The sequence below is a fragment of the Halorhodospira sp. 9628 genome (genome assembly GCF_022228075.1).
Classification (GTDB): Bacteria; Pseudomonadota; Gammaproteobacteria; order Nitrococcales; family Halorhodospiraceae; genus Halorhodospira; species Halorhodospira halophila_A.
This window is the reverse complement of sequence record NZ_JAJNRF010000001.1, coordinates 67,506-94,466: the sequence shown is the minus strand read 5'-3', so window position 1 is coordinate 94,466 and position 26,961 is coordinate 67,506. Positions and strand designations below refer to the sequence as shown.

The following is a 26,961-nucleotide window of genomic DNA, read 5'->3' as shown; positions in this document are numbered from 1 at the left end:
AGGGGGCTACATGGAACCAAGCAAAAGAATCGAAAGCGCCCTGGAGGCCGCAGTGGCCCGGGCAACGGCTGCCCCGGCCCCGCCACAGCTGGCGCATGCCGTGCATCATGCCGTATTTGCCGGCGGCGCCCGCGTCCGGCCGCGCCTGTGCCTGACCGTCGCTGCGGCCTGTGGCGATGATCACCCCGAGTTGGCCGACGCGGCGGCCATCGCTATCGAGTTGATGCACTGTGCCTCGCTGGTCCACGACGATCTGCCGTGCTTCGACGATGCGGCGACGCGTCGCGGGCAGCCGTCGGTGCACGCCGCCTACGGCGAGCGCTTGGCTGTACTGGCCGGCGATGCGCTCATCGTCCACGCGTTGGAGACGTTGGCGCTGCAGGTGCCCCAGGCCCCGCAGCGGGCCGGTGCCCTGCTGGCCACGGTGACCCGGGCAACCGGTATGCCCTACGGCATTACGGCCGGGCAGGCCTGGGAGTCCGAGCCGGAAATCCCGGTGGCGGAGTATCACCAGGCCAAGACCGGCTCGCTGTTCGCGGCTGCCACCGTTGCCGGAGCCATCGCCGTCGGCGCCGAGGAGCAGGCCGATCGGTGGCGGACGGTAGGCGAGCGGTTGGGCGAGGCGTATCAGGTCGCCGATGACCTGCGTGACGCTGTCGGGGCCGAGGATGAACTCGGCAAGCCCACCGGCCAGGACTCGTCCCACGGCCTGGCTAACGCGGTCTCGGAGCACGGCCTTGAGGGGGCCAAGGAGCGTCTGGATCGGCTGGTGCAGGAGGCGGTCGACGCGGTTCCGGACTGCGCCGGTGCCGAGCAGCTGCGCGCCGGTATCCTCGAAGAGATGGAGCGGGTCCTGCCCAAGACGCTGGGCCGCAGCGCGGCGTGATCCGTAGCTGGCGAGACAGCCGATGGCGGGATCGCCTGCATGACTGGCGAGACCGCCTGCTGGCCAGCCCCCGTTTCCATCGGCTGGCGGCACGCTTCCCGCTGACCCGGCCAATCGCCCGACGGCGCTCCAGCGAGCTGTTCGACCTGTGTGCCGGGTTCATCTACTCGCAGGTCGTTCTGGCCAGCGTGCGCAGCGGCCTGCTGGATCTGCTCAACGAGGGGGCGCAGCCCCGGGAGCGTCTGCTGAACCGCCTCGGGCTGCCGGAGATGGCGGGGCAACGGTTGCTCGAGGCAGCCGAGGCCTTGCGCTTGGCAGAGTCTCGCAGCGCAGGGCGGTACGGTCTCGGTGACCTGGGGGCCGTGCTGGTGGCCGCGCCGGGCATCCGCGCCATGGTCGATCACCACGCCCTGCTTTACGAGGATCTTCAGGATCCGCTGGCGCTGCTGCAGGGCGAGCGTGGCGAGACCGCCCTCGGGCGTTATTGGGCCTATGCCGGCAACCAGTCGCCGGACGCGCTGACGGGCAGCGAGGTGGATGGCTACAGCGGGCTGATGGCTGCCTCGCAGCCGATGGTGGCCACCGAGGTGCTCGATGCCTATCCGCTGCGCCGGCACCGGAGGTTGATGGATGTGGGCGGGGGCGAGGGGGCCTTCCTGATCGCCGCTGCCCGTCGATGGCCCCACGTGCATGGGCAGGTGATCGATCTCCCCGCCGTAGCCGAACGCGCCCGTGCCCGTATCGCCGAGGCAGGCCTTGAAGAACGCCTGACCGCCGCGGGGGCCGACTTCTTCCGGGACGCTCTGCCCGCCGATGCGGATGTGGTCTCGCTCGTGCGCATCCTGCACGATCACGACGATGAAGAGGCAGCCCGGCTGCTAAAGAACCTGCACCGCAGCCTGCGCCCCGGAACCACGGTCCTGGTGGCCGAGCCGATGTCGGGGACACCGGGGGCCGAGCGGGTGGGCGGTGCCTACTTCGGGATCTACCTTTTCGCGATGGGGCGTGGGCGGCCCCGAACCGTGGCCGAAAACCGCGGGCTTCTCGAGGGGGCCGGGTTTGAGCAGATCCGGTTATTGCCAGGCTGCAATCCGCTGCAGGCCCGTGTAATTGCGGCTAAAAGCCGCAGCCTATCCCGGTGATCGACCAGCTTGACACACGGGGAAGTCAAGTTAGGCTGACACCATGTCTGACCCAAGCCCTGTATCGAATGCCGATCCGGGTGGGCCGTCCGGCGGCCCGTACTCGGCTCGTGCGGTCCTTTTCGAGGCCCCTGAGCGCCTCGCCCTTCAGGATGTGGCCTTGACGGACCCCGGGCCGGGGGACGTCGTGGTCGATATCGACTTCAGCGGGATCAGCACCGGCACCGAGCGCCTGCTCTGGAAGGGCACCATGCCCCAGTTTCCGGGGCTGGCCTACCCGCTGGTTCCCGGCTACGAGTCCGTGGGCCGGGTCATCGCGGCCGGGGCCGAGTCGGGGCGGCAGGAGGGCGAGGCCGTGTTCGTCCCCGGCGCCCGCTGCTACCGGGAGGTCAGCGGGTTGTTCGGCGGGGCCGCCTCGCGCCTGGTGGTCTCCGGCGAGCGGGTCATCCCGTTGCCGGATGGCCTCGGCGAGCGTGGCGTGTTGTTGGCCCTGGCCGCTACGGCGTGGCACGCGGTGGCCGAGGCACCCCCGGATCTGGTGATCGGCCACGGTGTGCTGGGCCGGCTGATAGCGCGCATCGGGGTGTCGCTCGGCCATCCTCCGACGGTCTGGGAGACCAACGAGGACCGGCGAACCGGTGCCGACGGCTACACGGTGCTGGAACCGGACAGCGATGAGCGCCACGACTACGCGCGCATCTGCGATGTCAGTGGCGATGCCGCGCTCCTCGATACCCTGATCGGGCGGCTGGCGCACGGAGGTGAGGTGGTGCTGGCCGGTTTCTACAGCGAGCGCCTGTCGTTCGCGTTCCCGTCGGCCTTCATGCGTGAGGCCCGGCTGCGTGTGGCGGCCGAGTGGCAGCGGGACGATCTGCAGGCCGTAACGCGGCAGATCGAGTCAGGGGCGCTCAGCCTCGACGGTCTGATTACGCACTGCCTCGATGCCGCCGAGGCGGCATCGGCCTACCGGATCGCCTTCGGTGATCCCGACTGTCTCAAGATGGTCCTCGACTGGAGAAACAGCTGATGAGCAGCGAGCAGCCGGCGAAAGAGACCCAGATCATCGCCATCTACGGCAAGGGCGGCATCGGCAAGAGCTTCACGCTCTCCAACCTCTCCTACATGATGGCGCAACAGGGCAAGAAGGTCCTGCTCATCGGCTGCGACCCCAAAAGCGATACCACCTCGCTGCTCTTTGGCGGGCGGGCCTGCCCCACGATCATCGATACCTCCTCGCGCAAGAAGGCCGCCGGCGAGACGTTGAGCATCGGCGACGTCTGCTTCAAGCGCGATGGGGTCTTCGCCATGGAGCTCGGCGGCCCGGAGGTGGGCCGCGGCTGTGGTGGACGCGGGATCATCCACGGGTTCGAGATCCTGGAGAACCTGGGGTTCCACGACTGGGACTTCGATTACGTCCTGCTCGATTTCCTCGGCGACGTGGTCTGTGGCGGGTTTGGCCTGCCCATCGCGCGTGACCTGTGCCAGAAGGTCATCCTGGTGGGGGCGAACGATCTACAGTCGCTCTACGTCGTCAACAACGTCTGCTCGGCGGTGGAGTATTTCAGCCGCCTGGGCGGGAGTGTCGGCGTCGCCGGGCTGGTGGTGAACAAGGATGACGGTACCGGCGAGGCGCAGGCACTCGCCGAGCAGGCTGAGATACCGGTGCTCTCGAGCATCCCCGCGGACGACGAGATCCGGCGCAAGAGCGCCAACTACGAGATCATCGGCTACCCGGGTGGTCCCTGGGGAGACCTGTTCGGGCAGCTGGCGCAGAACATCGCCGGTGCCCCGCCGGTCATGCCTCAACCCCTGAGTCACGACCAACTGCTCGGGCTGTTCAAGAGTGACGAGGTCGGCGGCGAGGTCGAACTCGTGCCGGCCACTCCGGAGGACATGTGCCCGCAGGGGGCGACCAGGAAGCCATCCCTGGAGATCGTCTACGACGATACCTGAGCCAGACCCCGGAGTAAGGGCCATGAACGATCGAGCGGGACCCCATGATCAACCCCAGACCATGTGCCCGGCCTTCGGGTCGTTGCGCGTGGGGCTGCGCATGCGCCGCACCGCCACCGTGGTGGCGGGTTCGGCTTGCTGCGTCTACGGGCTGACCTTCACTTCGCACTTCTATGGTGCCCGGCGCAGCGTTGGCTACGTGCCCTTCGACTCCGAGTCGCTGGTGACCGGGGGGCTGTTCGAAGACGTCCACCAGGCGGTGTACGACCTTGCCGACCCGGCGCGCTACGACGCCATCGTGGTCATCAACCTCTGCGTGCCGACGGCCTCCGGCGTGCCCCTGCGGCTGTTGCCCGAGGCGATCAACGGTGTCCGCGTGGTGCCGCTGGAGGTGCCCGGTTTCGGCGTGCCCACTCATGCCGAGGCCAAGGACAAGCTGGCGGCCGCCATGCTGCGTTACGCCCGGCAGGAGGCCGAACAGGGCCCTGTGGCGGCGCCGCGAAGTGGCCGGGGCGATCTGCCCACGGTGGCGCTGCTCGGCGAGATGTTCCCGGGCGATCCGGTCAGTATCAGCCGTTTGCTCGAGCCCATGGGCCTGGCGGCGGGGCAGGTGGTGCCGACGCGCGAGTGGCGCGAGCTTTACGCGGCCCTCGATTGCCGCGCGGCTGCCGCAATCCACCCGTTCTATACGGCGTCGCTGGCGGAGTTCGAAGCAGCGGGGCGGGCGCTGGTGCCCTCGGCCCCCGTCGGACGGGATGGCACCGCAGCCTGGCTCGAGGCGGTCGGAGCGGCCTGCGACGTCGGGCGTGCCGAGATCGACACGGCGAAATCGGCTGCGCTTCCCGCCATCGAAGAGGCCATCGCGGCTGCGCCGGTGCACGGCCGGATTACGGTCTCCGGATACGAGGGCTCCGAGCTGCTGGTTGCCCGGCTGCTCGTCGAATGTGGCGCGGACGTGCGCTACGTGGGCACGGCCGTGGGTCAGACGCGGTGGTCGGATCCGGATCGCGAGTGGCTCGAGGCGCGAGGGATCCCAGTGCGTTTCCGGGCGACGCTGGAGGACGATACCGCGGCGGTGGACGAGCACCAGCCCGATTTGGCCATCGGCACCACACCCGTGGTCCAGCACGCCAAGGAGCAGGCCATTCCCGGCCTGTACTTCACCAATCTGATCTCTGCGCGACCGTTGATGGGGCCGTCGGGGCCAGGGGCGCTGGCTCAGGTTATCAACGCCGCGATCGGGAACAAGGAGCGCTTTGACGCCATGAACGCATTCTTCGCCGGCGTGGGTACGGGCGAGACCGGCGGCGTGTGGAGCGAATCGCCGCAGATCCCGCCGCGGGTTGAGATCAAGGCGGGCGGCGTCGGGCGTTGTGGGGAGGGACGCTGATGCTCATCCCCGATCTTGATCGTGCTGGCGGATACTGGGGGGCGGTGTACGCGTTCACGGCCGTCAAGGGCCTGCAGGTGATCATCGATGGCCCGGTCGGGTGCGAGAACCTGCCGGTGACCGCCGTTTTGCACTACACCGACGCCCTGCCGCCGGAAGAACTCCCGGTGGTCGTCACCGGCCTCTCCGAGGAAGAGCTCAACCGAGAGGGCACCGAGGGCGCCATGAAGCGGGCCCACGGCACCCTCGATCCCCAGCAGCCGACTGTCGTCGTAACCGGTTCCATTGCCGAGATGATCGGCGGCGGCGTGACGCCTGAAGGCACCGGGATACGCCGTTTCCTGCCGAGAACCATCGACGAGGATCAGTGGCAGGCCTCGGATCGGGCGCTGCGCTGGCTCTGGGAGCAGTTCGGCATGCGCCGCGGGCGCGCGCCGCGTCCGCGCGAACGGGAGGCCGGCGCGCCGCCGCGGGTCAACATCATCGGCCCGGCCTACGGGATGTTCAATATGCCCTCGGACCTGGCCGAGATCCGCCGGCTGGTCGAGGGCATCGGCGCGGAAGTCAATCTGGTCTTTCCTCTTGGTTGCCACGTGGATCAGATCCCGCGGCTGGTGGATGCTGACGTCAACATCTGCATGTACCGGGAGTATGGGCGCGGGCTCTGCGAGGCGCTCGGACGGCCCTATCTGCAGGCGCCGGTCGGCCTGCACAGTACGACGCGATTCCTGCACGCCCTCGGCGAGCAGCTCGGGCTCGATCCGGAGCCGTTTATCGAAAAAGAGAAACACACCACACTAAAACCGCTCTGGGATTTGTGGCGTTCTGTCACACAGGATTTTTACGCCACGGCCAGTTTCGGGATCGTTGCAGCACAAACCCATTCGCTGGGCATTCGGAAATTTCTTGAAAATGACCTGGGGATGCCCTGCAATTTCGCCTTCTCTCGGGCGCCCGGCGTCAAGATCGATAACGACGCCATTCGTGCCGCGATCCGCGGCAATCCGCCACTCGTGCTTTTCGGAAGCTACAACGAGCGGATGTATCTTGCGGAAGTAGGAGGACACGCCAGATATATCCCCGCCTCCTTCCCCGGTGCGGTCATACGCCGCCACACGGGGACCCCGTTCATGGGGTACGGTGGATCCTGTTACATCGTGCAGGAGGTTTGTAACGCGCTCTTCGACGCCCTGTTCCATATCCTGCCGTTGGGCACGGAAATGGATCAGGTGGAGGCCACTCTGGCCCGCGGCGTGCAACCGGAAAAAACGGCGCAGAATGTCGCAGCCGAATCCGAAGCCGCCCCGGCCGAGGCCTCCGAGACCCTGACCTGGGACGAAGAGGCTCGAGCGATACTTGACCGCTGGGTTCAGGAGCAACCGATGCTGGTCCGCATCTCGGCCACCAAGCGGTTGCGCGATGCAGCGGAACAGCGGGCCAAGGAGGCCGGCGAGACTCGAGTCACCGCAGCCCGGGTCAAGAGCTGCAGCGACGTGCTGCCAGGGTCGGGTCCGGGGCGCGGCAACTAAAGCACGAAAAGGGCGCGGCGAAAGCGCGCTATCCCGTTGAAGCCTTACGCGTTGTGCTTTGTTATAGACGGGTAGAGGCGCAGCGGAGAGTTCGACGAGAGGAGGCACTCCGATGGCACACGCAGTCAAAGCACGGCCGAACTCAGCGCGAGCCCGCCGCAAGGAAGAGGCGCAGTACCGCCTGCTGATGGCCGTCAGCTTCGCGGTCTTTCTGGTCGGCGCTCTTCTGGCCCGTCTCGTCCCGGCACGCTGGCGTGCTGCGCAGCAAAAGGGCGAGCGGCAGTCGGTAATCGCCGAGGCACGCGCGGCGGCGCAGACCTCGGTCCCCTTTGCCTTCATGAGCTGATGCGCGGCATTGGGCCGCAGCTCGCAGGGGAAGAGAGAACGAATAACCGATTTTTCTGATCGAGGATCCATCCTCGGTCGGGAAAAAAGCACCACCAAAGCGTGGTGACCAACCCGAGCCGCGCGGGGGCGCGCGGCGCAGGCGAAAAGTCGAACGGAGGAAGTAATTATGGCTGACGAGATGCGGAACGTTAGCGACGAGGAAGCCAAAGAGTTTCACGCGATGTTCTCTCAGGCCTTCACCGTCTACATCGGTGTTGCCGTTGTGGCGCACATCCTGGCCTGGGCCTGGCGTCCGTGGATCCCGGGTGACGAGGGCTTCGGTGCCGCTCTGATCGAGGGTGCCAACGCCGTCACCGCCGCTGTTCAGTCCATCGCGCCCATCGCTGCTTAAGGAGACGTAATCATGTGGAGAATGTGGAAGATCCTCGACTATCGCCGTACGGTGGTTCTGGCCCACGTGGGCATGGCCGTCCTGGCTCTGCTTATTCACTTCATCCTCCTGAGCACGGAGAACTTCAACTGGCTCCAGGGTAACCCCTACGGCGACGCCGAGTCGGCTGCCGAGGTCGCCGATGCTGCGGTCATGCCGCAGCAGCGGGAGGTCTAAGCACCCGAGCCCCCGGCTCTTCGGGAGGACCGCCCCGGTGTGCTTCACACCCGGGGCGGTCGCTCGCCGAAGGCTTCGGGATCCCTGAGGCGCCGTGTTGCCCGTGATGTGAGGACCCAGCCATGGCGATGCTCGACTTTGAAAAAAAATATCGTGTCCGAGGAGGTACACTCCTCGGAGGGGACTTGTTTGACTTTTGGATTGGGCCGTTCTACGTGGGCATCTTCGGGGTGCTTACGGCGATCTTCGCGGTCCTTGGCACCGTCCTGATTATCTACGGTGCTTCCCAAGACACCTTCAATCTGTGGCAGATCTCGATCGCCCCGCCCGACCTTAGCTACGGGCTGGCCCTTGCGCCCATGATGGAGGGCGGCCTCTGGCAGATCATCACCGTCTGCGCTCTGGGCGCGTTCATCACCTGGGCCCTGCGGCAGGCGGAGATCTCCAAGAAGCTCGGCATGGGGTATCACGTGCCGGTGGCGTTCGCGGTCGCGATCCTCGCCTACGCGACGCTGGTGGTCTTCCGGCCGCTGCTGATGGGCGCCTGGGGCCACGGGTTCCCGTACGGGATCCTGAGCCACCTGGATTGGGTGTCGAACGTGGGGTATCAATACCTCCACTTCCACTACAACCCGGCCCACATGCTGGCCGTCACGTTCTTCTTCACGACCACCCTGGCCCTGGCGCTGCACGGTGGCCTGATCCTCTCGGTCACCAACCCCAAGAAGGGTGAGCCGGTTAAGACCGCGGAGCATGAGAACACCTTCTTCCGTGACGTCATCGGCTACTCCATCGGCAGCCTGGGCATCCACCGCCTCGGCCTGTTCCTGGCCCTGAATGCGGGCTTCTGGAGCGCGGTGTGCATCATCATCAGCGGCCCGTTCTGGACCCGCGGTTGGCCCGAGTGGTGGAACTGGTGGCTCAACGTCCCGATCTGGTCCTGGGGGGGGTAATCAGAAATGGCTGAGTATCAGAACATCTTTACCCGCGTTCAGGTCCGGGGCCCGACGGATCCGGGCGTCGAGCTCCCAGCCGCGGATTGGCCCCGGACCAAGGGAGCGACGCACTCTTGGCTGCTCGGGAAGATCGGCGACGCCCAGGTCGGTCCGATCTATCTCGGCACGACCGGTGTGATGTCGATCCTCTTCGGCATCGTGTCCATCGTCATCATCGGCATGAACATGCTGGCGTCGGTGGACTGGAGCCCGCTCGAGTTCATCCGTCAGTTCTTCTGGGTGGCCCTGGAGCCGCCGCCGCCGGAGTACGGCCTGAGCCTCCCGCCGCTCAATGATGGCGGGTGGTGGCTGATCGCCGGGTTCACGCTGACCCTGTCGGTCCTGCTCTGGTTCGCGCGGACCTACAACCGGGCACGGGCGCTCGGGCTCGGCACCCACGTGGCCTGGGCCTTCGCTGCAGCGATCTTCCTGTTCCTGGCGATCGGCTTCATCTGGCCGGTGCTGATGGGCAGCTGGGCGAAGAGTGTGCCGTTCGGCATCTTCCCGCACCTGGACTGGACCACGGCGTTCTCGCTGCGGTACGGCAACCTGTACTACAACCCGTTCCACATGCTGTCGATCGTGTTCCTGTTCGGTTCGGCTCTGCTGTTCGCGATGCACGGCGCCACCATCCTGGCGGCGGGTCGCTACAACGCGGAGCGCGAGATCGAGCAGATCACCGACCGCGGTACCGCTGCGGAGCGTTCGGCGCTGTTCTGGCGCTGGACCATGGGCTTCAACGCTACGATGGAGTCCATCCACCGGTGGGGTTACTGGTTCGCCATCCTCTGCGTGATTACGGGTGGCATCGGTATCCTGCTGACCGGCACCGTGGTCGAGAACTGGTACCTGTGGGGTGTCCACCACGGCATCGCCCCCGAGTATCCGGAGTTCTTCACACCGGCAGTGGATCCGGCAGCAGGGGGGACGGAGTGATGAGCAGTAAAATGTATCTGAACCGATCCTTGGCAGTTGGTGCCCTGTCCGCCGGTCTCGCAGTCGTCGTCGGGTGTGAGCGTCCGCCGGTAGATACCGAGCAGAAGGGCTACCGTGGCACCGGCATGGAGGAGGTCAACAACCCGCGGCTGCGGGACGATGACCTCCATCTGGCGCCGGAGGCCGCGGATCCGGTCTCGGCTGAAGGGCCCCGCGCCGGCGAGATCTACCAGAACGTGGAGGTGCTCGACGACCTGAGCGTGGCGGAGTTCACCCGGCTCATGCAGAGCATGACCGACTGGGTGTCGCCGGACGAGGGTTGCACCTACTGCCACGATGGCAACGATTTCGCCAGCGAGGAGCTGTACACGTACCAGGTCTCTCGTCAGATGATAGAGATGAACCGGTATGTGAACGCCAACTGGGACAGCCACATGGATGACACGGGTGTGACCTGCTACACGTGTCACCGTGGCGAGAACCTGCCGGAGGAGAGCTGGTTCGCCGAGCCGACTCCGGATGTGAACATGGCCGGCCTCGGCAACACCATGATGCAGAACCTGGCCAGCGAGAAGACCGAGTACACCTCGCTTCCGCGGAATGCGTTCGAGCGGTACCTGCTCGGGCACGACGATCTGCGGGTCGAGGGCGACACGATCCTGCCCCACCTCGATGAGTGGGACGTCTCGCTCCAGGACACCGAGGCTTCCTACAGCCTCATGATGCACATGTCCGCTGCAACCGGCTCCAACTGCACCACCTGCCACAACACCGGCCGGCTGGGGCAGTGGGACGAGAGCCCGGAGGAGCGGGAGATCTCCTGGCACGGCATCCGGATGACGCGTGATATCAACGCCAACTGGATCGAGCCGCTGGAGGCTGGTCAACCCGAGGTTCGCCTGGGGCCGACCGGTGACATCGCCAAGGTCCAGTGCGCCACTTGCCACTACGGTGAGCAGCTGCCTCTGGACGGGGCCAAGATGGTCGATGACTATCCGGGCCTGATGGGCGAGGAGGACGCGGACTTCGACTTCCTGCAGTTTGGCGATCTCGGTACCGACGGTCTGCGCGACCGCAACGCCGAGTAAGAGGCAGGAAGCGATCCCGGGGGCCTCGGCCTCCGGGCCCGTCCTGAAGAAAACGGCGCCTTAAGGCGCCGTTTTTCTTTTTGTGGTGCGCCAGCGCCTTGGCTGGCTCTATTCGGGGAACTGTGGTGGTTGCCGGATGACTTGGAGGTGCGAGTCTTCTACCGGCCCGGCAAGAGGAAGGTTAGCCGAACGGCAAGGGTGTCCATCGTGAGGTGGAACCTGAAGGAAGCCGAAGGCAAAGCATTGGCCCGACAACTAGAAGTCGGTGCAAGGATAAGTGGGCGAAGTGTCCGTCGCGTACGGCGTATTGGCTGAGTCAGAACTGCGGCGAGCCACGGTAGAGGGTCGGGTCCGGGGGCGGAGGTAGGAGCGGAGCGAGTAGGGGCACGAGCGGCCGGGTTCGGCCGCCGCACCCCTTGCGCGGTCAGCGGACCGGTGCCAGCCCGGTCAGGTGCGCGATGTTCTTGAAGAAGATGCGCATATGTGCGAGCGGACGTGCTCGAACCAGGCGCTTGTTCATGTACGCATCCCAGGTCAGTGCCTGCACGTCCGGGTCGGCACAGATCCGCACGAACCGCTCCCGGCGGTTGTTGTTGGTGTACCAGAAACGCTGCATCACGCCGAGTACCCGGAAGACCTGGCCGTGGTCCCTGGTGAAGGCCTTCTCCGCCTGTGCGAGGGCCGCGCCGTCGCCGGTGTCCAAGGCCTGCTTCACGGCCTGGGCGGCATTTTGTCCCCCAACCATGGCGTAGTAGATCCCCTCGCCGGAGGCGGGAGCCACGGTCCCGGCGGCGTCGCCGGCTAGGACCACATTGCGCCCGTTGTCCCAGCGCTTGAGCGGGTGCATCGGGATCGGTGCCCCCTCCCGGCGCAGGGTTGTCGCCTGTTCCAGTCCGGCGTCCTGGCGCAAGCGCTCCACGGCCGAGCGCAGGGAGAAACCCTTGACCGCGCTGCCGGCGCCGACACTGACCGTGTCGCCATGGGGAAAGATCCAGCCGTAAAAGTCGGGAGAGATCGAGCCGCGGTAGTAGACGTCGGCCCGGCGTGGATCGAAGCGGTCGTCGTCGTCGGCAGCCGGGGCTTCGATGATCTCATGGTAGGCGGCGACCTGGGGGATCTCGGTCGCCCCCTGGATGGCCTGCCGGCCCACGGCGGAGTTGGCGCCATCAGCGCCGATAACGAACCGCGCCCAGACTTGCCGGGGCTCGGCCTCCGGGCCACCCCGACCCTCGGTGTAGCGGAGGTAGACGCCGCCGTCGCCCTCCTCAAGGTGCTTGAAGGTGGCCTCGCGTCGCTCGGCGCCGGCCTCGGCGGCACGGTTGCGCAGCCATTCGTCGAAGACCTCGCGATCGACCATGGCCACGTAGCCGTCCTGGATCGGCATGTCCACGTGGCGGTCGGAGGGCGAGACCATGCGGGCGGAGCCCACGGTTGCGCAGATCATTTCGTCGGGGATCTCGAAATCCTGGACGCAGCGCGGAGGGATCGCGCCGCCGCACGGCTTGATGCGGCCCGGGCGGTCGAGTAGTAGTACGGCGTGACCTTGTTGCGCGAGGTATCGGGCTGCAGTGGCACCCGCAGGGCCACCACCGACGACAGCGACATCGAAGCGCTCGACATTCTGCGAGTTGCTCATGGGCATCAGCTCCCTGCTGTGGCGGTGCCGTATTTCTGGTCGGTCTCGCCGGCTCGGTCCACCCGCGCAGCCAGCCAGGCCGAGACCAGGAAGAGCAGGGCGGCGAGCCCGAAGACCATGGAGTATCCGGCCGTCTCGTCACCGGCCAGGTAGCGGATTGCGTCGACGCCAACGGTTCCGAGGAAGCCGCCGAGGCCGAAGGCGATGGCCTGGGCAGCGCCCCAGAGGCCGACGCGGACCCCCTCCCGGCGCTCCTGGCCCTCGCTGGCGAGGCGCATCATGGAGCCGATGGCGGCTACGGCGAAGGCGCCGTTGGCCGCGCCGAGCGCGAACACCGGCAGGCCGACACGCCAGAGGCCGCTCTCGGAAACACTCTCCCACCAAAGCTCTTGGACGCCAGCGACGACGATCAGGTTGCCCAGAGCGATGCTCGAGGCGATGCAGCCGCCGATGGTCCAGGTGCGCAGGCTGCCGAGTTTGCCGCGACCGGCGAGGGCCGCGAGCAGCATCCCAGCCAGGACGCCGCCATTCTGAAACCCGCCCAGCTGGGTGGACTGCCCGGGGGTCAGGCCGAAGACCAGGCCGGCGAACGGCTCCAGGATAAGATCCTGGGAGTTGTAGGCGAGCATCGAGAAAAACACGAAGATGGTGAACCGCCGCGCCTTCGGTTCATCCCAGATCTGGCCCAGCGCCTGAAAGAAGGGGGTCGTTGGGGTGCTCTGCGCATGGGCGCCGACGCTCTCGCGCCCTTCGCCCTCGACGCCCCAGACGGCGACGAAGGCCAGGACGACCGCCAGGGCGCAGACGACGCTGGTGACCCCTACCAGGCGCTCCATGGAGAACGGATCAAGGAAGTGCCCGGCGGTGCCTGCCGTTACCGCGAACCCGGCGATCATCATCACCCAGGTGACCATCGCTGCAGGTGCACGTCGCTCCGGTGACACCCGCGTCGCCAGCAGGGCGAGCAGCGCGGTACCGGCACTGCTGACACCGGCCCCGATCATGAGGAAGGCGACCGTGGCGAGGGCAACACCGCCGGCAGTGTTGGTCTCCATGAGCGCCGTCGCGAAGGAGGCGGTGACCCCGCCGGCGGCAAGCACCAGGATGCCGCCAAGGATCCAAGGGGTTCGTCGCCCGCCCACATCCGATCCGTAGCCCAGGCGCGGGCGTAGGATCTGAACGGCGTAGTGGAAGCCGACCAGCATGCCGGGCAGCATCGCCGGCAGGGCCAGCTCGACGATCATGACGCGATTGAGGGTAGTGGTGGTCAGCACCACCACAGCGCCCAGGGCCGTCTGGACGAGGCCGAGCCGGAGGATCCCCAGCCAGCCGATGTTGGGTGCGCTCATGCGCTGCCTCCGAGCATGCCGCCCAAGGCGAAGGCCGTGGCCAGCATGCCGAGCACGTAGAGGGTCGTGCCCGTGGCGTTATACCAGGGGGCGTAAGCTTTTGGATCGCGTAGCAGCCGGATCATCAGCAGAAGCTGAGCGGCCAACAGGGCGCTGACGATCAGGGCGTGCCAGGGCTGCTCCCAGGCGAGGAGCAGGCCGATCACCACCGCCTGCGGCAGCGCCATGACGACACAGGCCAGGCGCGCCGCATTCTGCGCGCCGAGATGAACGGGCACCGTCTTGAGCCCGGTCTGCCGGTCGCCCTCAATGGCCTTGAAGTCGTTGAGGGTCATGATGCCGTGGGCGCCGATGCTGTAGAGCAGGGCGACGAGCAGGATCCGCCAGTCCGGAAGCCCGGTGGCCATGATGGCCGCACCGGTGACCCAAGGCAGCCCTTCGTAGGAAAGGCCCACAGCGGCGTTGCTGATCCAGCCGTTGCGCTTCAGGCGTATGGGAGGGGCGCTGTAGGCCCAGGCCAGAAAGAGGCCGATACAGGCGGCCAGGAGGACCACCGGCCCGAGGGCAGCGGCGACGGCCAGGGCGAGCAAAGTGGTGCCGATCCCGATGTAGAGCCCCCAACGCCCGGGCATGCGGCCCGAGGGAATGGGGCGGTCGGGCTCGTTGATGGCGTCCACGTGGCGGTCGTACCAATCGTTGACGATCTGGCTGGTGCCGCAGACCAGCGGACCGGCGAGCAGCACACCGGCGGCGATCATCAGCCAGTGGATCCCCTCCGGGGAAGCGCCCACGGAAATGACACCACAGGCGAATGCCCACATCGGCGCGAACCAGGTGATCGGATGCATGATCTCGAACACCGTCGCCAGGCGCGGGCGCGTGAGCGCTGTATCAGGATGAGCTGCCCCAGACATGACGGTACAGTAAGGAGCCCCGATCCCCGGCGTCAAGCGGGCGTGACAGTCGGCCGCGCCCATTCGCCGCGGCGGGTCAGAACGCCTCGCCCAGGTTGAAGTAGACGGCCAGGCCGTCGCCATCTTCCGCGTCGCCGCGGGCGTACCCGCGGGCGAAATCGAGACGCAGGTGGATGCCGGCGTCGGGCACGAGGACGTAACGCAGGCCGCCGCCAACCCCGTACTTCAGGTGTTCTGAGGAGGCCTCCGAAAGGCGCGGGAAGACGTTGCCGGCGCCGGCGAAGGCAGCGCCCTGCCACCGCCCGGCGATGGGAAAGCGCCACTCGGCCTGTCCGGCAAGCAGCACGTTGTCGATGTAGCGCCCCTCGTAGAACCCGCGCAGGGTGCTGCCGCCCAGTCGGGGTTGGAGCGGCAGCGGTGCGTGGTCACCGGCGTACTCGCCGACGAATTGCAGCGCGACGGCGTGTCGCTCGCCGATGCCGAAGTAGTGGCGATGGTCGAGCTCGATCACACCGAACGCCTCATCGGCCCCCAGTGACTCGGGGAAGGCCACCGCCGCCAGCTCCGTGCGACTGCCGGAGGTGGGGAAGAACGGGCCGCTGCGAGTGTCCTGGGAGACGGTGGCACCGACGCCGTGGAGCCGGTTCTCGCGCGGCAGTTCACGCTCCTGGTAGTACCGATCCACCTTGCCGCCCGCATCGACGTCCTCCAGGTCGTAGCGAGCGGCATCCCAGCGCACGCCCGCGTACCAGGGGCCGCCAACCCAGCGTTGCAGGCGGAGGCTGTTGCTGCGGCGCAGTGCGGTGTACGACTCCTCATCGTCCTGCCGAGCCAGGGGGCCCTGCCCATAGTAATCCCGGGGAAACTCGCTGAGTGTGGTGCTGTTGGCGATCAGCCAGCGCCCATCAGCCAGGTAGGCGCGGCCACTGAGGGCGGCCAGGTACTGGCTTTTTGCAGTATAGAAGCCTACCAGGCTGAGGGTGTCGGTGCCCTCCGCACCGGTAGCCAGCTGGCGTGGCCGGAAGAGCACCGCCGTTGCTCCGCCGGCCCCCCCGGTCTCCGGGGTGTAGAAGACCAGCGGCACGACCACGCCCCCCGGTGAGCCGGCGCTCAGGAGGGCGGGGGCGCCGCCCAGGCCGATGAACAGGGCGGCCAGCAGTTGGCGGGCGCGTCGGGCCATGGGGCTGTCGTCGGCGATCGGGCTAGCGGGACCGACGCCACTATAGCCCCGGGCAAGCCCCTGGCGGAAGGCGCCCTTATCCCGGCCGCGTCAGGCCGGGGTGTCGGTGTCCTTGATGCCCATCAAATACAGGGTCCCGTCCAGGCCCAGGGTGGAGATCGATTGCCGCGCGCTCTCCTGGACCACCGGCTTGGCGTGGAAGGCGATACCGAGCCCGGCCAGGCGCAGCATGGGCAGGTCGTTGGCGCCGTCCCCGACGGCGATTACCTGTTCCAGGGCCAGGCCCTCCTGCTCCGCGATGTGGCGCAGCAGCTCGGCCTTGCGCGGGCCATCGACGATCTCGCCCTGGACCCGCCCGGTCAGTCGACCGTCGACAATCTCCAGGTCGTTGGCGTAGACGTAGTCGATGCCCAGGTGTTTCTGCAGATGGCGCCCGAAGTAGGTGAAGCCACCGGAGATAATCGCGGTGACGTAGCCGAAGGCCTTCAGCGTGCGCATCAGCCGCTCGGCGCCCTCGGTTAGCGTCAGGCTCCGGGCGACCTCTTCCAGGGTCTCTTCGGGCAGTCCCTCCAGGAGCCGGACGCGCTGGCGCAGGCTCTCGCGGAAGTCGATCTCGCCGCGCATGGCCTGCTCGGTGACTCGCGCGCACTCCTCGCCGACGCCGGCCGCCTTGGCCATTTCGTCGATGACCTCCTGCTGAATGAGCGTGGAGTCCATGTCGAAGGCGACCATGCGACGGTTGCGCCGGTACAGATTGTCTTCCTGGAAGCTGATGTCGATCCCGAGCTGCTGGGAGATCTCCATGAAGTCGCGCTTCATGGCGTCGGTGTCGACGGGCTGGCCCCGCACCGTCAGCTCCACACAGGCTCTTGAGCGTCGACCCTCCAGATGTAGCGGGCGACGGCCAGAGAGTCGCACGATGTCCTCGATATTCAACCCCTGGGCGGTGACGACGCTGGAGATGCGGGCAATCTGTGCGGCGCTCACGCTTCGGCCGAGCAGGGTGATGATGTGCCGCGGCTTGCCGGCGCCACGCACCCAGTGCTCGTACTGCTCCTGTGCCACCGGGGTGAAACGCACCTGCATCCCCGCATCGTGGAGGTGGAACAGCACGTCCTTGAGCACCGGGGAGACGTCCTTCTGCTCCGGTACCTCGATGAGAATGCCGAGCGACAGGGTGTCGTGGATCATCGCCTGCCCGATGTCGAGGATGTCGACATCGTACTCGGCCAGGATGCCCATCAGGGAAGAGGTCAGTCCCGGCTGATCCTCGCCGGACACGTTGATCAGGATGATCTCGCTCATAGCATCTACCATTCCGGGGTGAGCGCGTCATTGTAGGGGATCCGGCCCCGGCCGTGGTGGACACCGTGAGCCCTTGCCGAATCCGCGGGCTCATCGCAGACTAAAACGCTTCCGCGCGTTTCCCTGACTGGTGGCGAGGAGATTGCAAGTGACGCACATCGAAGAGGGGCTCAGGCGGGTGCTTCATCGGGCCGCCCGGGTGGTGGCGCTGACCGGCGCCGGGATCTCGGCCGAGAGTGGTGTGCCGACGTTCCGGGATGCGCAGAGCGGCTTCTGGGAGCGTTTCGACCCCGAGGAGCTGGCTACACCGGAAGCCTTCCGGCGCAACCCCCGCCGGGTCTGGGCCTGGTACGCGCAGCGCCGGCGCCTGGCCGAACAGGCCGAGCCCAATGCCGGGCACCGCGCCTTGGCCGACTGGGAGCGGCAACTTGGCGGCCTGCGCGTAATCACCCAGAACGTTGATGGCCTACACCAGCGCGCCGGGAGCCACGACATCATCGAGCTGCACGGCAATATCCACCGCGACCGTGTCTTCGAGGGTGCGGTAGCCGGCGCTTCAGATGCCCCGGAGTTGCCGCGGTGTCCGTACAGTGGCGATTTGCTGCGTCCGGATGTGGTCTGGTTCGGCGAGGCCCTGCCGTCCGGTGCCGTCGAGGCTGCGGTGACTGCGGTCCGGGAGGCCGACCTGGTCCTCTCCGTTGGCACCTCCTCACTGGTCCAGCCGGCTGCTTCCCTGCCGCTCGAAGCGCTGGAGCGGGATATCCCGGTCCTGGAGGTCAACCGGGAGCCCACACCGCTGACCCCGGTGGCGGACTGGAGCCTGCGCGGCAGCGCCGGCGAGATCCTGCCGGCGCTGGTCGGGGCGGCGACCGAGCAGGTCTGAATCGCCGCGTGCCGCGGTTCAGAGGAAAGCGCGCGGCACCCGCTCATCCCAGGTCTTGGCGAAGACGCGCAGCCCGTTCTCGTAGGCATCTAGGGTGGCGTGGATTCGGAAGTGGCCCTCGTCGCAGGTGAGCAGGGTGCGGGTCTCGGTGTAGATCGACCAGTCACCGCGGCGTAGCCGTCGGCGGTGGATGACCTCGCCGCTCAGGGAGGTGAAGTCGTCGCCGCGTGCCCGATACCACTCGTCCGCGGAGCGTTCGACCTCTAGGTCCACGTCCTCCAGGTAAGCGCGGCCATCGTCCTCGATCACGTGTAGGGTCGACTCATCCCGTGCCAGGTCGCGCGAAACGATCCAATTGCCGTGGCCGTGCTCCAGGGCCGTCGATGCCGGGGGTGGCGCCGCCTCGGCCTCATCGAACGCGGGCAGCCCCCGGTCCTCCTCCCGGGGCGGGCGCACCGGTAGACCAAGGTGACAGCCCTCCGGATAGAGGGTCAGACGCACCGGCTGCGGTGGCGGCCAGGCCAGGGGCCAGTAGGAAGTGGATACAGCGAGTCGGATGCGGTGGCCCCGGGGGAATGACTGGGCGATGTGGTCCAGGGGGACCCGGATGCGTTCACGGCTGCCCGGCTCCAGGTAGGCGGGCTGGTCGTGGCCGTTGCGGTGGCAGAGGTTTAACACGCCGTAGGTGACGCGGGTCGCCTTGCCGTCCGGGGCCTCGTCGGAGAGGCGCACGGCGATCTGCGCCACTGGCCTGCTGGATTCAAGATCCAGCTCCACGACGGGGGCGCCGAGGATCTCCACCGCCTCCTCCAGGGGCTGCGTGTCGAAGATCAGGGCGCCACCGTCCTCCTCGCGCTGGTCGTAGGGCAGGTCGGGGCCGTTGTTGTAGGAGCACCACTTGCCGCCGAACAGCCCCAGGGAGAGTGGCGACTGGATGGCCACCGGTTTGCCCGCGTCGGTCTCCGGCGGAGGTTCACCGGGCCACTGCATGTGCCGCGGTGACAGTTGCAGCCGGGTCCAGTCGATGTTCGGCGACGGCCAGCCCGGCTCGGCCACCCAGCGGCCAGGGCGGCTGGCGTACTGGGTGCGCGGGCGCACGCTGTCCTGCATCCAGACCCGCAGGCGCGGCTCCTCCAGAAGGCCCCGCTCCTCGCCACGGAGCCACTGATCCCACCAGCGCAGTGCCTCCTGAAGGAAGCCGATCTGGGGGCCTGGCAGCCCCATATGGGGATAGATATGGCTCCAGGGGCCGACCAGGCCCTTGCAAGGAGCCTGCAGGTTTTCGACCAGGCGGAAGACCGGATTCGGGTAGCCGTCCGCCCAGCCGGAGACGATCATCACCGGGATCTGGATGGCGCTGTAATCCTCGCAGACCGAGCCGTGGCGCCAGTAGTCGTCGCGCTGCGGGTGACTCATCCACCGCTTGACCCACAGTCCGCTGTCTTCCAAGCGTTGCATCCACATCTCCCGCCAGCGGTCGCCGACAATCTTCGGGTCGGGTGGCATGGAGTTGAAGGCGAACATCACCGATGCCCACGACAGGTTGTCGTTGAGCAGGCAGCCGCCCTTGTAGTGGACGTCGTCGGCGTAGCGATCATCCGTGGCTGCGACGGCGATCACGGCCTTGAGCTGCGGCGGCCTGCGGGCGGCCACCTGAAGGGCGTTGAAGCCCCCCCAGGAGATGCCCATCATCCCCACGTCCCCGGTACACCAGGGCTGCTCGGCGAGCCAGCGCAGGATGTCCTCGGCATCCTCCTGCTCCTGCAGCAGGTACTCGTCGGTCAGGACCCCTTCGGAGTCCCCGCTGCCACGCAGGTCGACCCGCACCCCGGCGTGGCCGTGGGCCGCGAAGTAGTGGTGGATCTGCGTGTCGCGCATGCGCTTGATATCGCGCTTGCGGTAGGGAATGAATTCGAGCACCGCCGGGACCGGGTTCCGCTCCGCTCCGGCGGGCTTCCAGATGCGCGCCGAAAGACGGGTGCCGTCGCGCATGGTGATCCACTGGTGCTCGACGACCTCGACTTCGTTGGGTAGTTCATGGACCGCTCTGGCTGCCATGGGGTACATGCTCCCGTGCGGATGTCATCCTCTCAATATAGCGCCGTGGCCGGTGGATGGCACCTGGGTGGTCGGCGGCGCCATCCCCCGTTATGTTGAAGGGAAGTGGATGGGACGGTGTAGCCCGTCCGGGTCCGGGCACGGCGGTAGATCGAAGGGGTGACGTGTGGCCAAGATCGACAAGAGCGAGGCGGAGTGGCGGGAACTGCTGACGCCGGAGCAGTTTGCGGTGACCAGGCGGGGCAGCACCGAGACACCGTTCAGCGGGGCCTATTACCACTGTGATCGGTCCGGGGTGTATCGGTGCGTGTGCTGTAACTCAGCGCTGTTCTCCTCGCGCACCAAGTTCGAGTCCGGTACCGGGTGGCCCAGCTTCTGGGCACCGGTCGACGATGACCAGATCGTGATCCGGGAAGACCGTTCCCTCGGCATGGTCCGAGAAGAAGTCCTGTGCGCGACCTGTGACGCTCACCTGGGGCACGTCTTCGCCGATGGTCCGCCACCGACCCAGCTGCGTTATTGCATTAACTCGGTGGCACTGCAGCTCGATGAGGAAGCCGCCCCGGAGTGATCGCCTCGTTCGCGGTGCCGGGCGGCGTTTCCGGGGCAGAGTATCCTTGCTGAACAGGCAGGTGGCGGCGTAGGATATCCGGTCCACCGGTGTACGTACCCCGCGGCGGTCGCGTCGCCCGGCGCGCCCGCTTGCAGTGTTCGTGGAGCAATCGAGAGGCCGAAGAGCCGTGAGGAAAATGGATACCGCAATCGTCAACCCCCAGGCAGAGACCGACGCAACCCGCCATCCGCTTGCCGGCAAGACCATGAGCGGCGGTGAAATCATTGTAGAGGTCCTGGCGCAGGAGGGGGTGGATACGCTCTTCGGCTACAGCGGCGGCGCGATCCTTCCCACTTACGACGCCATCTTCAAGTACAACGAGCGCCGCCGGAAGGAGCAACAGGCCGGCGAAGAAGAGGACCCCATTCGGCTGATCGTCCCCGCCAACGAGCAGGGTGCGGGGTTCATGGCGGCCGGCTATGCGCGCGCCACCGGTAAGGTGGGCTGCTTCCTGGTGACCTCGGGCCCTGGGGCGACGAACACGGTGACCCCGATTCGCGACTGCATGGCCGACTCGGTGCCGGTCGTGGCGATCACCGGCCAGGTGCCGACCCACGCCATGGGGACCGACGCCTTCCAGGAGGCGCCCATCGTCAATATCATGGGCAGTTGTGCCAAGCACGTCTTCCTGGTCACCGACCCGGAGCAGCTCGAGGCCACGGTGCGCACCGCCTTCGAGGTGGCCCGCTCCGGACGTCCCGGTCCGGTTGTGGTCGATGTGCCCAAGAATATGCAGAACTGGATCGGCGAGTTCCGGGGCGAAGGGGTTCTGGAGGTGCGCGGTTATCGTCAGCGCATGGAGTCCCTGCGCTCGGCCAAGCTCTCGGACCGCAAGTGCCGCGCCTTCATGGAGATGCTCGAGCACTCCCGGCGGCCGCTGCTCTACGTCGGCGGCGGCGTGGTCAACGGTGAGGCCCATCAGGAGCTGCGCGACTTCGCACAAACGTTCGGGATCCCGGTGGTCAGCACCCTGATGGGGCTGGGCGCGATGGATACCACCGACGATCTCTATCTGGGCATGCTCGGCATGCACGGGACGGCCTACGCCAATTACGCCGTCGAGGACTGCGATTTCCTCATCGCGGTCGGCGCGCGCTTCGATGACCGTGTGGCCGGCAAGGTGGAGGAGTTCGCGCCGCTCGCCGAGCAGATCGCCCACATCGATATCGATGCCGCCGAGATCGGCAAGGTCAAGGGGGTTGACTGGGCGCACGTCGGCGAGGCCGGGCGTAGCCTGCGCCAGCTGCTGCGCTATGGGGAATCCATGGGGTTCGAGCCTCGCTTCGACGCCTGGCTCGAGCACGTCCGCGGTCTGCGCGAGCGCCATCCGATGAACTACGATCGCGACAGCGCGCTGATCCAGCCCCACTACGTCCTCGAGAAACTCAACGAGCTGACGGCGGGGGAGGCGATCATCGCCACAGGCGTCGGCCAGCACCAGATGTGGGCGGCGCAGTACTGCGACTTCCGCGGTCCGCGCCAGTGGCTGACCTCTGGCGGCCTGGGCACCATGGGCTTTGGCCTGCCGGCGGCCATTGGCGCCTATCTCGGGCGTCCGGACCGGATGGTCATCGATGTCGATGGCGATGGCTCGCTGCGCATGAACCTTGGCGAGCTGGAGACGGCCACGACCTACGACCTGCCGGTCAAGATCCTGTCGCTGAACAACGTCGGCGACGGTATGGTCCGGCAGTGGCAGAAGCTCTACTTCGGCGATCGTTTTTCCGGGTCGGACAAGTCGCTGCACCGCAAGGACTTCATCAAGGCGGCGGAGGCCGACGGCTATGAATTCGCCCGCCGGGTCGCCGATAAGGCGGAGCTTGAGGAGGCCCTGCGAGCCTTTGTCGAGTTCCCCGGGCCGGCCTTCCTTGAGGTGATGATCGATCCCGATGCTGGCGTGTTCCCGATGGTTGGGCCGGGCAGCAGCTACAAGGAGATGGTGACCGGCGATTACATCCCGAGCCGGGATGTGGCCCTGCGCCCGCGCACCAAGCTCGAGGACGGCGAGTCTCCGGACCTCTTCTGAGCGAGCCGGGCCGAGGGCCGTGAGCAGTGGTCCCGCTCCGCACGGGGTGGCACGGCTCGGTGGCCTGTGGCTGGGGGTGTTCCTGGACGCGCAGGGGCGCGTGGCCCGTGTGGCGGTCTCGGTGAATGCTCCCACGCCGGCACCGGACGAGACCGCTGATCCGCAGGCCCTTCGCGTGGTGCGCTGCCTAGAGTCGTGGGAGCAGCACCCTGCCGGTCCGGCGCGGCTCCCGCGGGCGCCGGCCGCTACCCCGTTTCAGGCGTGCCTGCGTGACGCCCTGCTCGAGCTGCAGCCGGGGCAGACGGTTTCCTACGGGGCGCTAGCACGGCGTCTCGGGACCTCTCCGCGTGCCGTCGGTGCCGGGTGCCGGGCCAACCCGCTCCCTCTGCTTGTCCCCTGCCACCGGGTGGTGGGGCTTCGGGGCAGCGGTGGTTACGCCGGTGCCCGACAGGGCCATTTGACGCAGTTCAAGGCGTGGTTGCTGGAGCGCGAGCAACGGGCGTCGGCGCCTCGTGGTCCGTCCCCTTGAAAAGCCGCGCAGAAGGTCCCACATCCGGACGACGCAGGCCGTCGACGCCGTGCTCCGGCGCGCGGATCCACGTGTTCAACGAGAGGAGGAGGGGACCCCACCCATGAGCGCAGGTACGCAGAGCGAGACCCTCGAATTCCAGGCCGAGGTTCAGCAGCTGCTGAGCCTGATGATCCACTCGGTGTACTCGAATCGGGAGGTCTTCCTCCGCGAGCTCATCTCCAACGCTTCGGATGCCATCGACAAGCTCCGCTTCGAGGCACTCCAGCAAGAGGCCCTCTACGAAGGCGACCCTGAGCTCAAGATCCGTGTCGACTTCGATTCCGAGGCACGCACCATCACGGTGGCGGACAACGGCATCGGCATGAGCCGGGACGACGTGATCGAGAACCTCGGGACCATCGCCCATTCGGGAACCCGCCGTTTTCTCGAGCAGCTCACCGGTGATCAGCACAAGGACGCGCAGCTGATCGGGCAGTTCGGGGTCGGGTTCTACTCGGCCTTCGTGGTCGCCGACCGGGTCGAGGTCTACACCCGCAAGGCCGGCGCGCCCGCGGGCGAGGGCGTGCGCTGGGTATCCGACGGCCAGGGCTCCTACACGGTAGACACCATCGAGCGCTCCGAACGGGGGACGGCCGTGGTGCTGCATCTGCCCGAGGCGCAACAGGAATTCTGTGACGGCATGCGCCTGCGGCAGATCATCCGCAAGTACTCCGATCATATCTCGGTGCCGATCGAGATGCCCGTGCCGAGCACGGCCTCGGACGACGACTCCGGCGAAGGGGCGGAGGAGCCAGGCCGGGAAATCGTCAACCGGGCCTCGGCGCTTTGGATGCGGCCGAAGAGCGAGGTCTCGGACGAGGACTACCGCGAACTCTACAAGCACGTTGCCCACGACTTCGACGATCCCCTGACCTGGATCCACAACCACGTCGAGGGGCGGCAGTCCTACGTCTCGCTGCTCTACATTCCCAAGCGGCCGCCGTTCGACCTCTACGAGCAGAAGCCCGCGCACGGGGTCAAGCTCTACGTCCGGCGGGTGTTCATCACCGAGGACACCGAGCACCTGCTGCCGCGCTACCTGCGCTTCGTGCGGGGCGTCATCGATTCCGATGACCTGCCGCTGAACATCTCCCGCGAGATGCTCCAGCACAACCCGATGATCAGCTCGCTGCGCTCGGCCTCGGTCAAGCGTATCCTCGACCGTCTCGAGCGCATGGCCAAGAACGAGCCGGAAGATTACGCCGCGTTCTGGCAGGCCTTCGGCCGGGTCTTCAAGGAGGGCGTTGCCGAAGATCCCGGTAATCGGGAGCGCATCGCCCGGCTGCTGCGCTTCTCCTCGACGCACGAGGAGAAAGAGACCCCCGACGTGAGCCTGGACGACTATGTCGCCCGGATGAAGGAGGGCCAGGAGAAGATCTACTACGTGACGGCGGAGAGCTTCAACGCCGCGCGCAATAGCCCCCACCTGGAGATCTTCCGGCGCCACGGTATCGAGGTCTTGCTCTTGCCAGATCCGGTGGACGAGTGGCTGGTGGCCCACCTGCATGAGTACGATGGTAAGCAGCTGGCCTCGGTGGCCAAGGGTGAGCTGGACTTGGAGGCCCTTGGTGAGGAGGGCGACAAGGAGGCTCGCGAGGAGAAGGAGCAGGCCTGCCAAGAGCTGTGCCAGCGTCTGCAGGCGTCCCTGGGGGAGCGGGTCAGCGAGGTTCGGGTCAGCCACCGGCTGACGGACTCGCCGACCTGCCTGGTGGTCGGCGAGTATGACTTTGGCATGGGCATGCAGCGTCTGCTGCAGGCTGCCGGCCACCAGCTGCCCACCGGCAAGCCGGCGCTGGAGATCAACCCGGATCACTCGGTGATCGAGCGGCTGGGGGCAGAATCGGGGCAGCGCTTCGAGGACTGGGCCCTGACCCTCTACGAGCAGTCCCTGCTCGCCGAAGGCGGGCAGCTTGAGGATCCGGCGGCCTATGTCCGGCGTGTCAACAACCTGCTGGCCGGCTGAAGAGGGTGACCATGGCATCAAGACCCCCGGATGCATCGTCGTCGGAGGCCTTCGAACTCAAGGGACGCATGGCGACGCTAACGGTGGTCCGGGTCCTGACCACCGATGTCGATGCCCTGATCGGGCAGTTGACCGCAAAGCTCGAGGAGGCGCCCCGCCTGCTGCGCGGGGCGCCTATGCTTCTCGATCTCGATGGGGTTGACGGCGGGGCGCTGGATCTGCAGCGTCTGACCCGCGAGATGCGGGCTCTGGGCGCTGCCCCCGTGGCGGTGCGTGGTAACGGTGTGGATCCGGCGCGGCTCGAGTCCGCCGGGCTGGGGGTGTTGCCCGCCGAGGAGGAGCGGGACACCGGCGGGCAGGCGGTTGGACGGCCTGCGCGGCGCGAGGCCACACCTGCCCCGTCGGCTACCGCGCCCGCGCCCACACGGGTGATCGAGACGCCGGTGCGCTCCGGGCAGCAGATCTATGCGCGCGGAGGCAGTCTAGTGGTGCTCGGTCCGGTGGGACCGGGGGCCGAGGTCCTGGCCGACGGCGACATCCACATCTATGGTGCGCTGCGAGGCCGCGCACTCGCCGGGGTGCAAGGCAACGCCGGGGCGAGTATCTTTTGTCAGGGACTGGAAGCGGAGCTGGTCTCCGTGGCCGGCGAATACCAGGTCAATGAGCGGATCGCCACCGATCTGATCGGCCGCCCGGCTCGCGTCCACCTGGATGAGCACTCAGGCCTGCGGATTGAGGCCTTCGGAAAATAGTAATCACGACGGGGGAGCACGCGTGTCGAGGATTGTCGTCATAACATCGGGCAAGGGCGGGGTCGGCAAGACGACCACGGCTGCCTCGCTGGCGGCCGGGCTCGCCAGGGCCGGCCATCGGACCGCGGTGGTCGATTTCGATGTCGGCCTGCGCAACCTGGATCTGGTGATGGGCTGCGAGCGCCGGGTGGTGTTCGATTTCGTTAACGTGATCAACGGGGATGCGCGGCTGAATCAGGCCCTGATCAAGGACAAGCGGCTGTCGAACCTGTCGATCCTGCCGGCGTCTCAGACCCGGGACAAGGACGCGCTGACCCCGGATGGGGTCGAGCGCGTGCTCGATGAGTTGCGGGCGGAGTTCGATTACATCATCTGCGATTCGCCGGCGGGTATCGAGCGTGGGGCGCATCTGGCCTCGTATCACGCCGATGACGCCATCGTGGTGACCAACCCCGAGGTTTCCTCGGTGCGCGACTCCGACCGCGTCCTCGGGTTGCTTGCCAGCCGGACGCGGCGGGCGGAGCAGGGCGACGATCCGGTGCGGGAGCATCTGCTGTTGACCCGTTACGATGCGCAACGGGTCAAGAAGGGGGACATGCTCAGTGTCGAGGATGTCCAGGAGATCCTCGCCATCAATCTGCTCGGCGTGATCCCGGAGTCGCAGTCCGTGCTCAATGCATCGAACGCCGGGATTCCGGTGGTGCTGGAAGAGGGCGAGGACGCCGGGCAGGCCTACGACGACGCCATCGCTCGCTACCTGGGCGAGGATCGGCCCCACCGGTTCCTGCAGGCGGAGCGCCGCGGGCTGTTTGGCCGGATGTTTGGAGGTTAATGAAG

Annotated in this window: 25 protein-coding genes; 19 read left to right on the top strand and 6 right to left on the bottom strand. The window is 67.1% G+C overall.

Features of this window, described 5'->3' with window-relative positions; all coding sequences use genetic code 11:
• Window positions 1-10: 10 nt before the first annotated feature.
• The 12 genes from LRG10_RS00435 (at window position 11) to pufC (ending at window position 10,874) form a co-directional block, all read left to right on the top strand.
• Window positions 11-886, top strand: coding sequence for a polyprenyl synthetase family protein (locus tag LRG10_RS00435; protein ID WP_238634400.1), 876 nt, complete (start codon window positions 11-13; stop codon window positions 884-886).
• Complete coding sequence (locus tag LRG10_RS00430; RefSeq protein WP_238634398.1) at window positions 883-2,028, top strand: acetylserotonin O-methyltransferase; 1,146 nt, start codon at window positions 883-885, stop codon at window positions 2,026-2,028. The genes LRG10_RS00435 and LRG10_RS00430 overlap by 4 nt, the downstream gene beginning before the upstream one ends.
• A gap of 43 nt (window positions 2,029-2,071) precedes the next feature.
• On the top strand, window positions 2,072-3,055 hold the full coding sequence (gene bchC / locus LRG10_RS00425; protein WP_201242201.1) for a chlorophyll synthesis pathway protein BchC: 984 nt from the start codon (window positions 2,072-2,074) through the stop codon (window positions 3,053-3,055).
• On the top strand, window positions 3,055-3,981 hold the full coding sequence (locus LRG10_RS00420) for a chlorophyllide a reductase iron protein subunit X (RefSeq protein WP_238634397.1): 927 nt from the start codon (window positions 3,055-3,057) through the stop codon (window positions 3,979-3,981). Before bchC ends, LRG10_RS00420 begins: the two co-directional genes overlap by 1 nt.
• 22 nt (window positions 3,982-4,003) lie before the next feature.
• Window positions 4,004-5,371 (top strand): chlorophyllide a reductase subunit Y, encoded by a 1,368-nt coding sequence (gene bchY / locus LRG10_RS00415; RefSeq protein ID WP_201170984.1) that lies wholly within the window; start codon window positions 4,004-4,006, stop codon window positions 5,369-5,371.
• Window positions 5,371-6,900: a chlorophyllide a reductase subunit Z gene (gene bchZ / locus LRG10_RS00410; protein WP_201242202.1), complete on the top strand. Its 1,530-nt coding sequence runs from the start codon at window positions 5,371-5,373 to the stop codon at window positions 6,898-6,900. Before bchY ends, bchZ begins: the two co-directional genes overlap by 1 nt.
• A 112-nt stretch (window positions 6,901-7,012) precedes the next feature.
• Window positions 7,013-7,246 carry a hypothetical protein gene (locus tag LRG10_RS00405; protein ID WP_238632474.1) on the top strand — a complete coding sequence of 78 codons (234 nt, stop codon included), beginning with the start codon at window positions 7,013-7,015 and terminating at the stop codon, window positions 7,244-7,246.
• A 168-nt stretch (window positions 7,247-7,414) separates the two neighbouring features.
• Window positions 7,415-7,639 (top strand): light-harvesting antenna LH1, beta subunit, encoded by a 225-nt coding sequence (gene pufB, locus LRG10_RS00400; protein WP_201170961.1) that lies wholly within the window; start codon window positions 7,415-7,417, stop codon window positions 7,637-7,639.
• A 12-nt stretch (window positions 7,640-7,651) separates the two neighbouring features.
• A complete protein-coding gene (pufA, locus tag LRG10_RS00395; RefSeq protein WP_201170958.1) occupies window positions 7,652-7,855 on the top strand; it encodes a light-harvesting antenna LH1, alpha subunit in 204 nt (67 codons plus the stop codon).
• A gap of 122 nt (window positions 7,856-7,977) precedes the next feature.
• Window positions 7,978-8,808, top strand: a complete 831-nt coding sequence (gene pufL, locus LRG10_RS00390) for a photosynthetic reaction center subunit L (RefSeq protein ID WP_201242203.1) — start codon at window positions 7,978-7,980, stop codon at window positions 8,806-8,808.
• Window positions 8,809-8,814: 6 nt separating this feature from the next.
• Complete coding sequence (gene pufM, locus LRG10_RS00385) at window positions 8,815-9,786, top strand: photosynthetic reaction center subunit M (protein WP_201242204.1); 972 nt, start codon at window positions 8,815-8,817, stop codon at window positions 9,784-9,786.
• On the top strand, window positions 9,786-10,874 hold the full coding sequence (pufC, locus tag LRG10_RS00380) for a photosynthetic reaction center cytochrome PufC (protein WP_201242205.1): 1,089 nt from the start codon (window positions 9,786-9,788) through the stop codon (window positions 10,872-10,874). The genes pufM and pufC overlap by 1 nt, the downstream gene beginning before the upstream one ends.
• Before the next feature lie 424 nt (window positions 10,875-11,298).
• On the opposite strand, the gene LRG10_RS00375 is transcribed toward pufC, so the two are convergent.
• The 5 genes from LRG10_RS00375 to serB form a co-directional block, all read right to left on the bottom strand.
• Window positions 11,299-12,516: a geranylgeranyl diphosphate reductase gene (locus tag LRG10_RS00375; RefSeq protein ID WP_238634395.1), complete on the bottom strand. Its 1,218-nt coding sequence runs from the start codon at window positions 12,514-12,516 to the stop codon at window positions 11,299-11,301.
• Window positions 12,516-13,859: a BCD family MFS transporter gene (locus LRG10_RS00370; protein WP_201170942.1), complete on the bottom strand. Its 1,344-nt coding sequence runs from the start codon at window positions 13,857-13,859 to the stop codon at window positions 12,516-12,518. Before LRG10_RS00370 ends, LRG10_RS00375 begins: the two co-directional genes overlap by 1 nt.
• On the bottom strand, window positions 13,856-14,773 hold the full coding sequence (gene chlG, locus LRG10_RS00365) for a chlorophyll synthase ChlG (RefSeq protein WP_201170941.1): 918 nt from the start codon (window positions 14,771-14,773) through the stop codon (window positions 13,856-13,858). The genes LRG10_RS00370 and chlG overlap by 4 nt, the downstream gene beginning before the upstream one ends.
• Window positions 14,774-14,849: 76 nt before the next feature.
• A complete protein-coding gene (locus tag LRG10_RS00360) occupies window positions 14,850-15,953 on the bottom strand; it encodes a BamA/TamA family outer membrane protein (protein ID WP_238634393.1) in 1,104 nt (367 codons plus the stop codon).
• Window positions 15,954-16,043: 90 nt separating this feature from the next.
• Entirely contained in the window at window positions 16,044-17,258 is a 1,215-nt protein-coding gene (gene serB, locus LRG10_RS00355) for a phosphoserine phosphatase SerB (RefSeq protein WP_201170935.1), read from the bottom strand.
• 148 nt (window positions 17,259-17,406) lie between these two features.
• Here serB and LRG10_RS00350 point away from each other — a divergent pair, with 148 nt between their 5' ends.
• The gene (locus tag LRG10_RS00350) at window positions 17,407-18,141 is read left to right on the top strand and encodes an NAD-dependent deacylase (protein ID WP_338018467.1); all 735 of its coding nucleotides are present in this window, start codon (window positions 17,407-17,409) and stop codon (window positions 18,139-18,141) included.
• An 18-nt stretch (window positions 18,142-18,159) separates the two neighbouring features.
• On the opposite strand, the gene LRG10_RS00345 is transcribed toward LRG10_RS00350, so the two are convergent.
• On the bottom strand, window positions 18,160-20,199 hold the full coding sequence (locus tag LRG10_RS00345) for a CocE/NonD family hydrolase (protein ID WP_238634391.1): 2,040 nt from the start codon (window positions 20,197-20,199) through the stop codon (window positions 18,160-18,162).
• 166 nt (window positions 20,200-20,365) lie between these two features.
• On the opposite strand from LRG10_RS00345, the gene msrB reads away from it, so the two are divergent.
• From msrB to minD, 6 genes are all read left to right on the top strand, one after another.
• Window positions 20,366-20,770 carry a peptide-methionine (R)-S-oxide reductase MsrB gene (gene msrB, locus LRG10_RS00340; RefSeq protein ID WP_201170932.1) on the top strand — a complete coding sequence of 135 codons (405 nt, stop codon included), beginning with the start codon at window positions 20,366-20,368 and terminating at the stop codon, window positions 20,768-20,770.
• Window positions 20,771-20,948: 178 nt separating this feature from the next.
• Window positions 20,949-22,838, top strand: a complete 1,890-nt coding sequence (gene ilvB / locus LRG10_RS00335; protein WP_201170929.1) for a biosynthetic-type acetolactate synthase large subunit — start codon at window positions 20,949-20,951, stop codon at window positions 22,836-22,838.
• Between the two features lie 19 nt (window positions 22,839-22,857).
• Window positions 22,858-23,367 carry a methylated-DNA--[protein]-cysteine S-methyltransferase gene (locus LRG10_RS13040; RefSeq protein WP_304118975.1) on the top strand — a complete coding sequence of 170 codons (510 nt, stop codon included), beginning with the start codon at window positions 22,858-22,860 and terminating at the stop codon, window positions 23,365-23,367.
• 103 nt (window positions 23,368-23,470) lie between these two features.
• Window positions 23,471-25,372: a molecular chaperone HtpG gene (gene htpG, locus LRG10_RS00325; protein WP_238634388.1), complete on the top strand. Its 1,902-nt coding sequence runs from the start codon at window positions 23,471-23,473 to the stop codon at window positions 25,370-25,372.
• Between the two features lie 11 nt (window positions 25,373-25,383).
• Window positions 25,384-26,124 carry a septum site-determining protein MinC gene (minC, locus tag LRG10_RS00320; protein WP_201170921.1) on the top strand — a complete coding sequence of 247 codons (741 nt, stop codon included), beginning with the start codon at window positions 25,384-25,386 and terminating at the stop codon, window positions 26,122-26,124.
• Window positions 26,125-26,146: 22 nt separating this feature from the next.
• Complete coding sequence (gene minD, locus LRG10_RS00315) at window positions 26,147-26,956, top strand: septum site-determining protein MinD (RefSeq protein WP_201170918.1); 810 nt, start codon at window positions 26,147-26,149, stop codon at window positions 26,954-26,956.
• Window positions 26,957-26,961 lie beyond the last annotated feature (5 nt).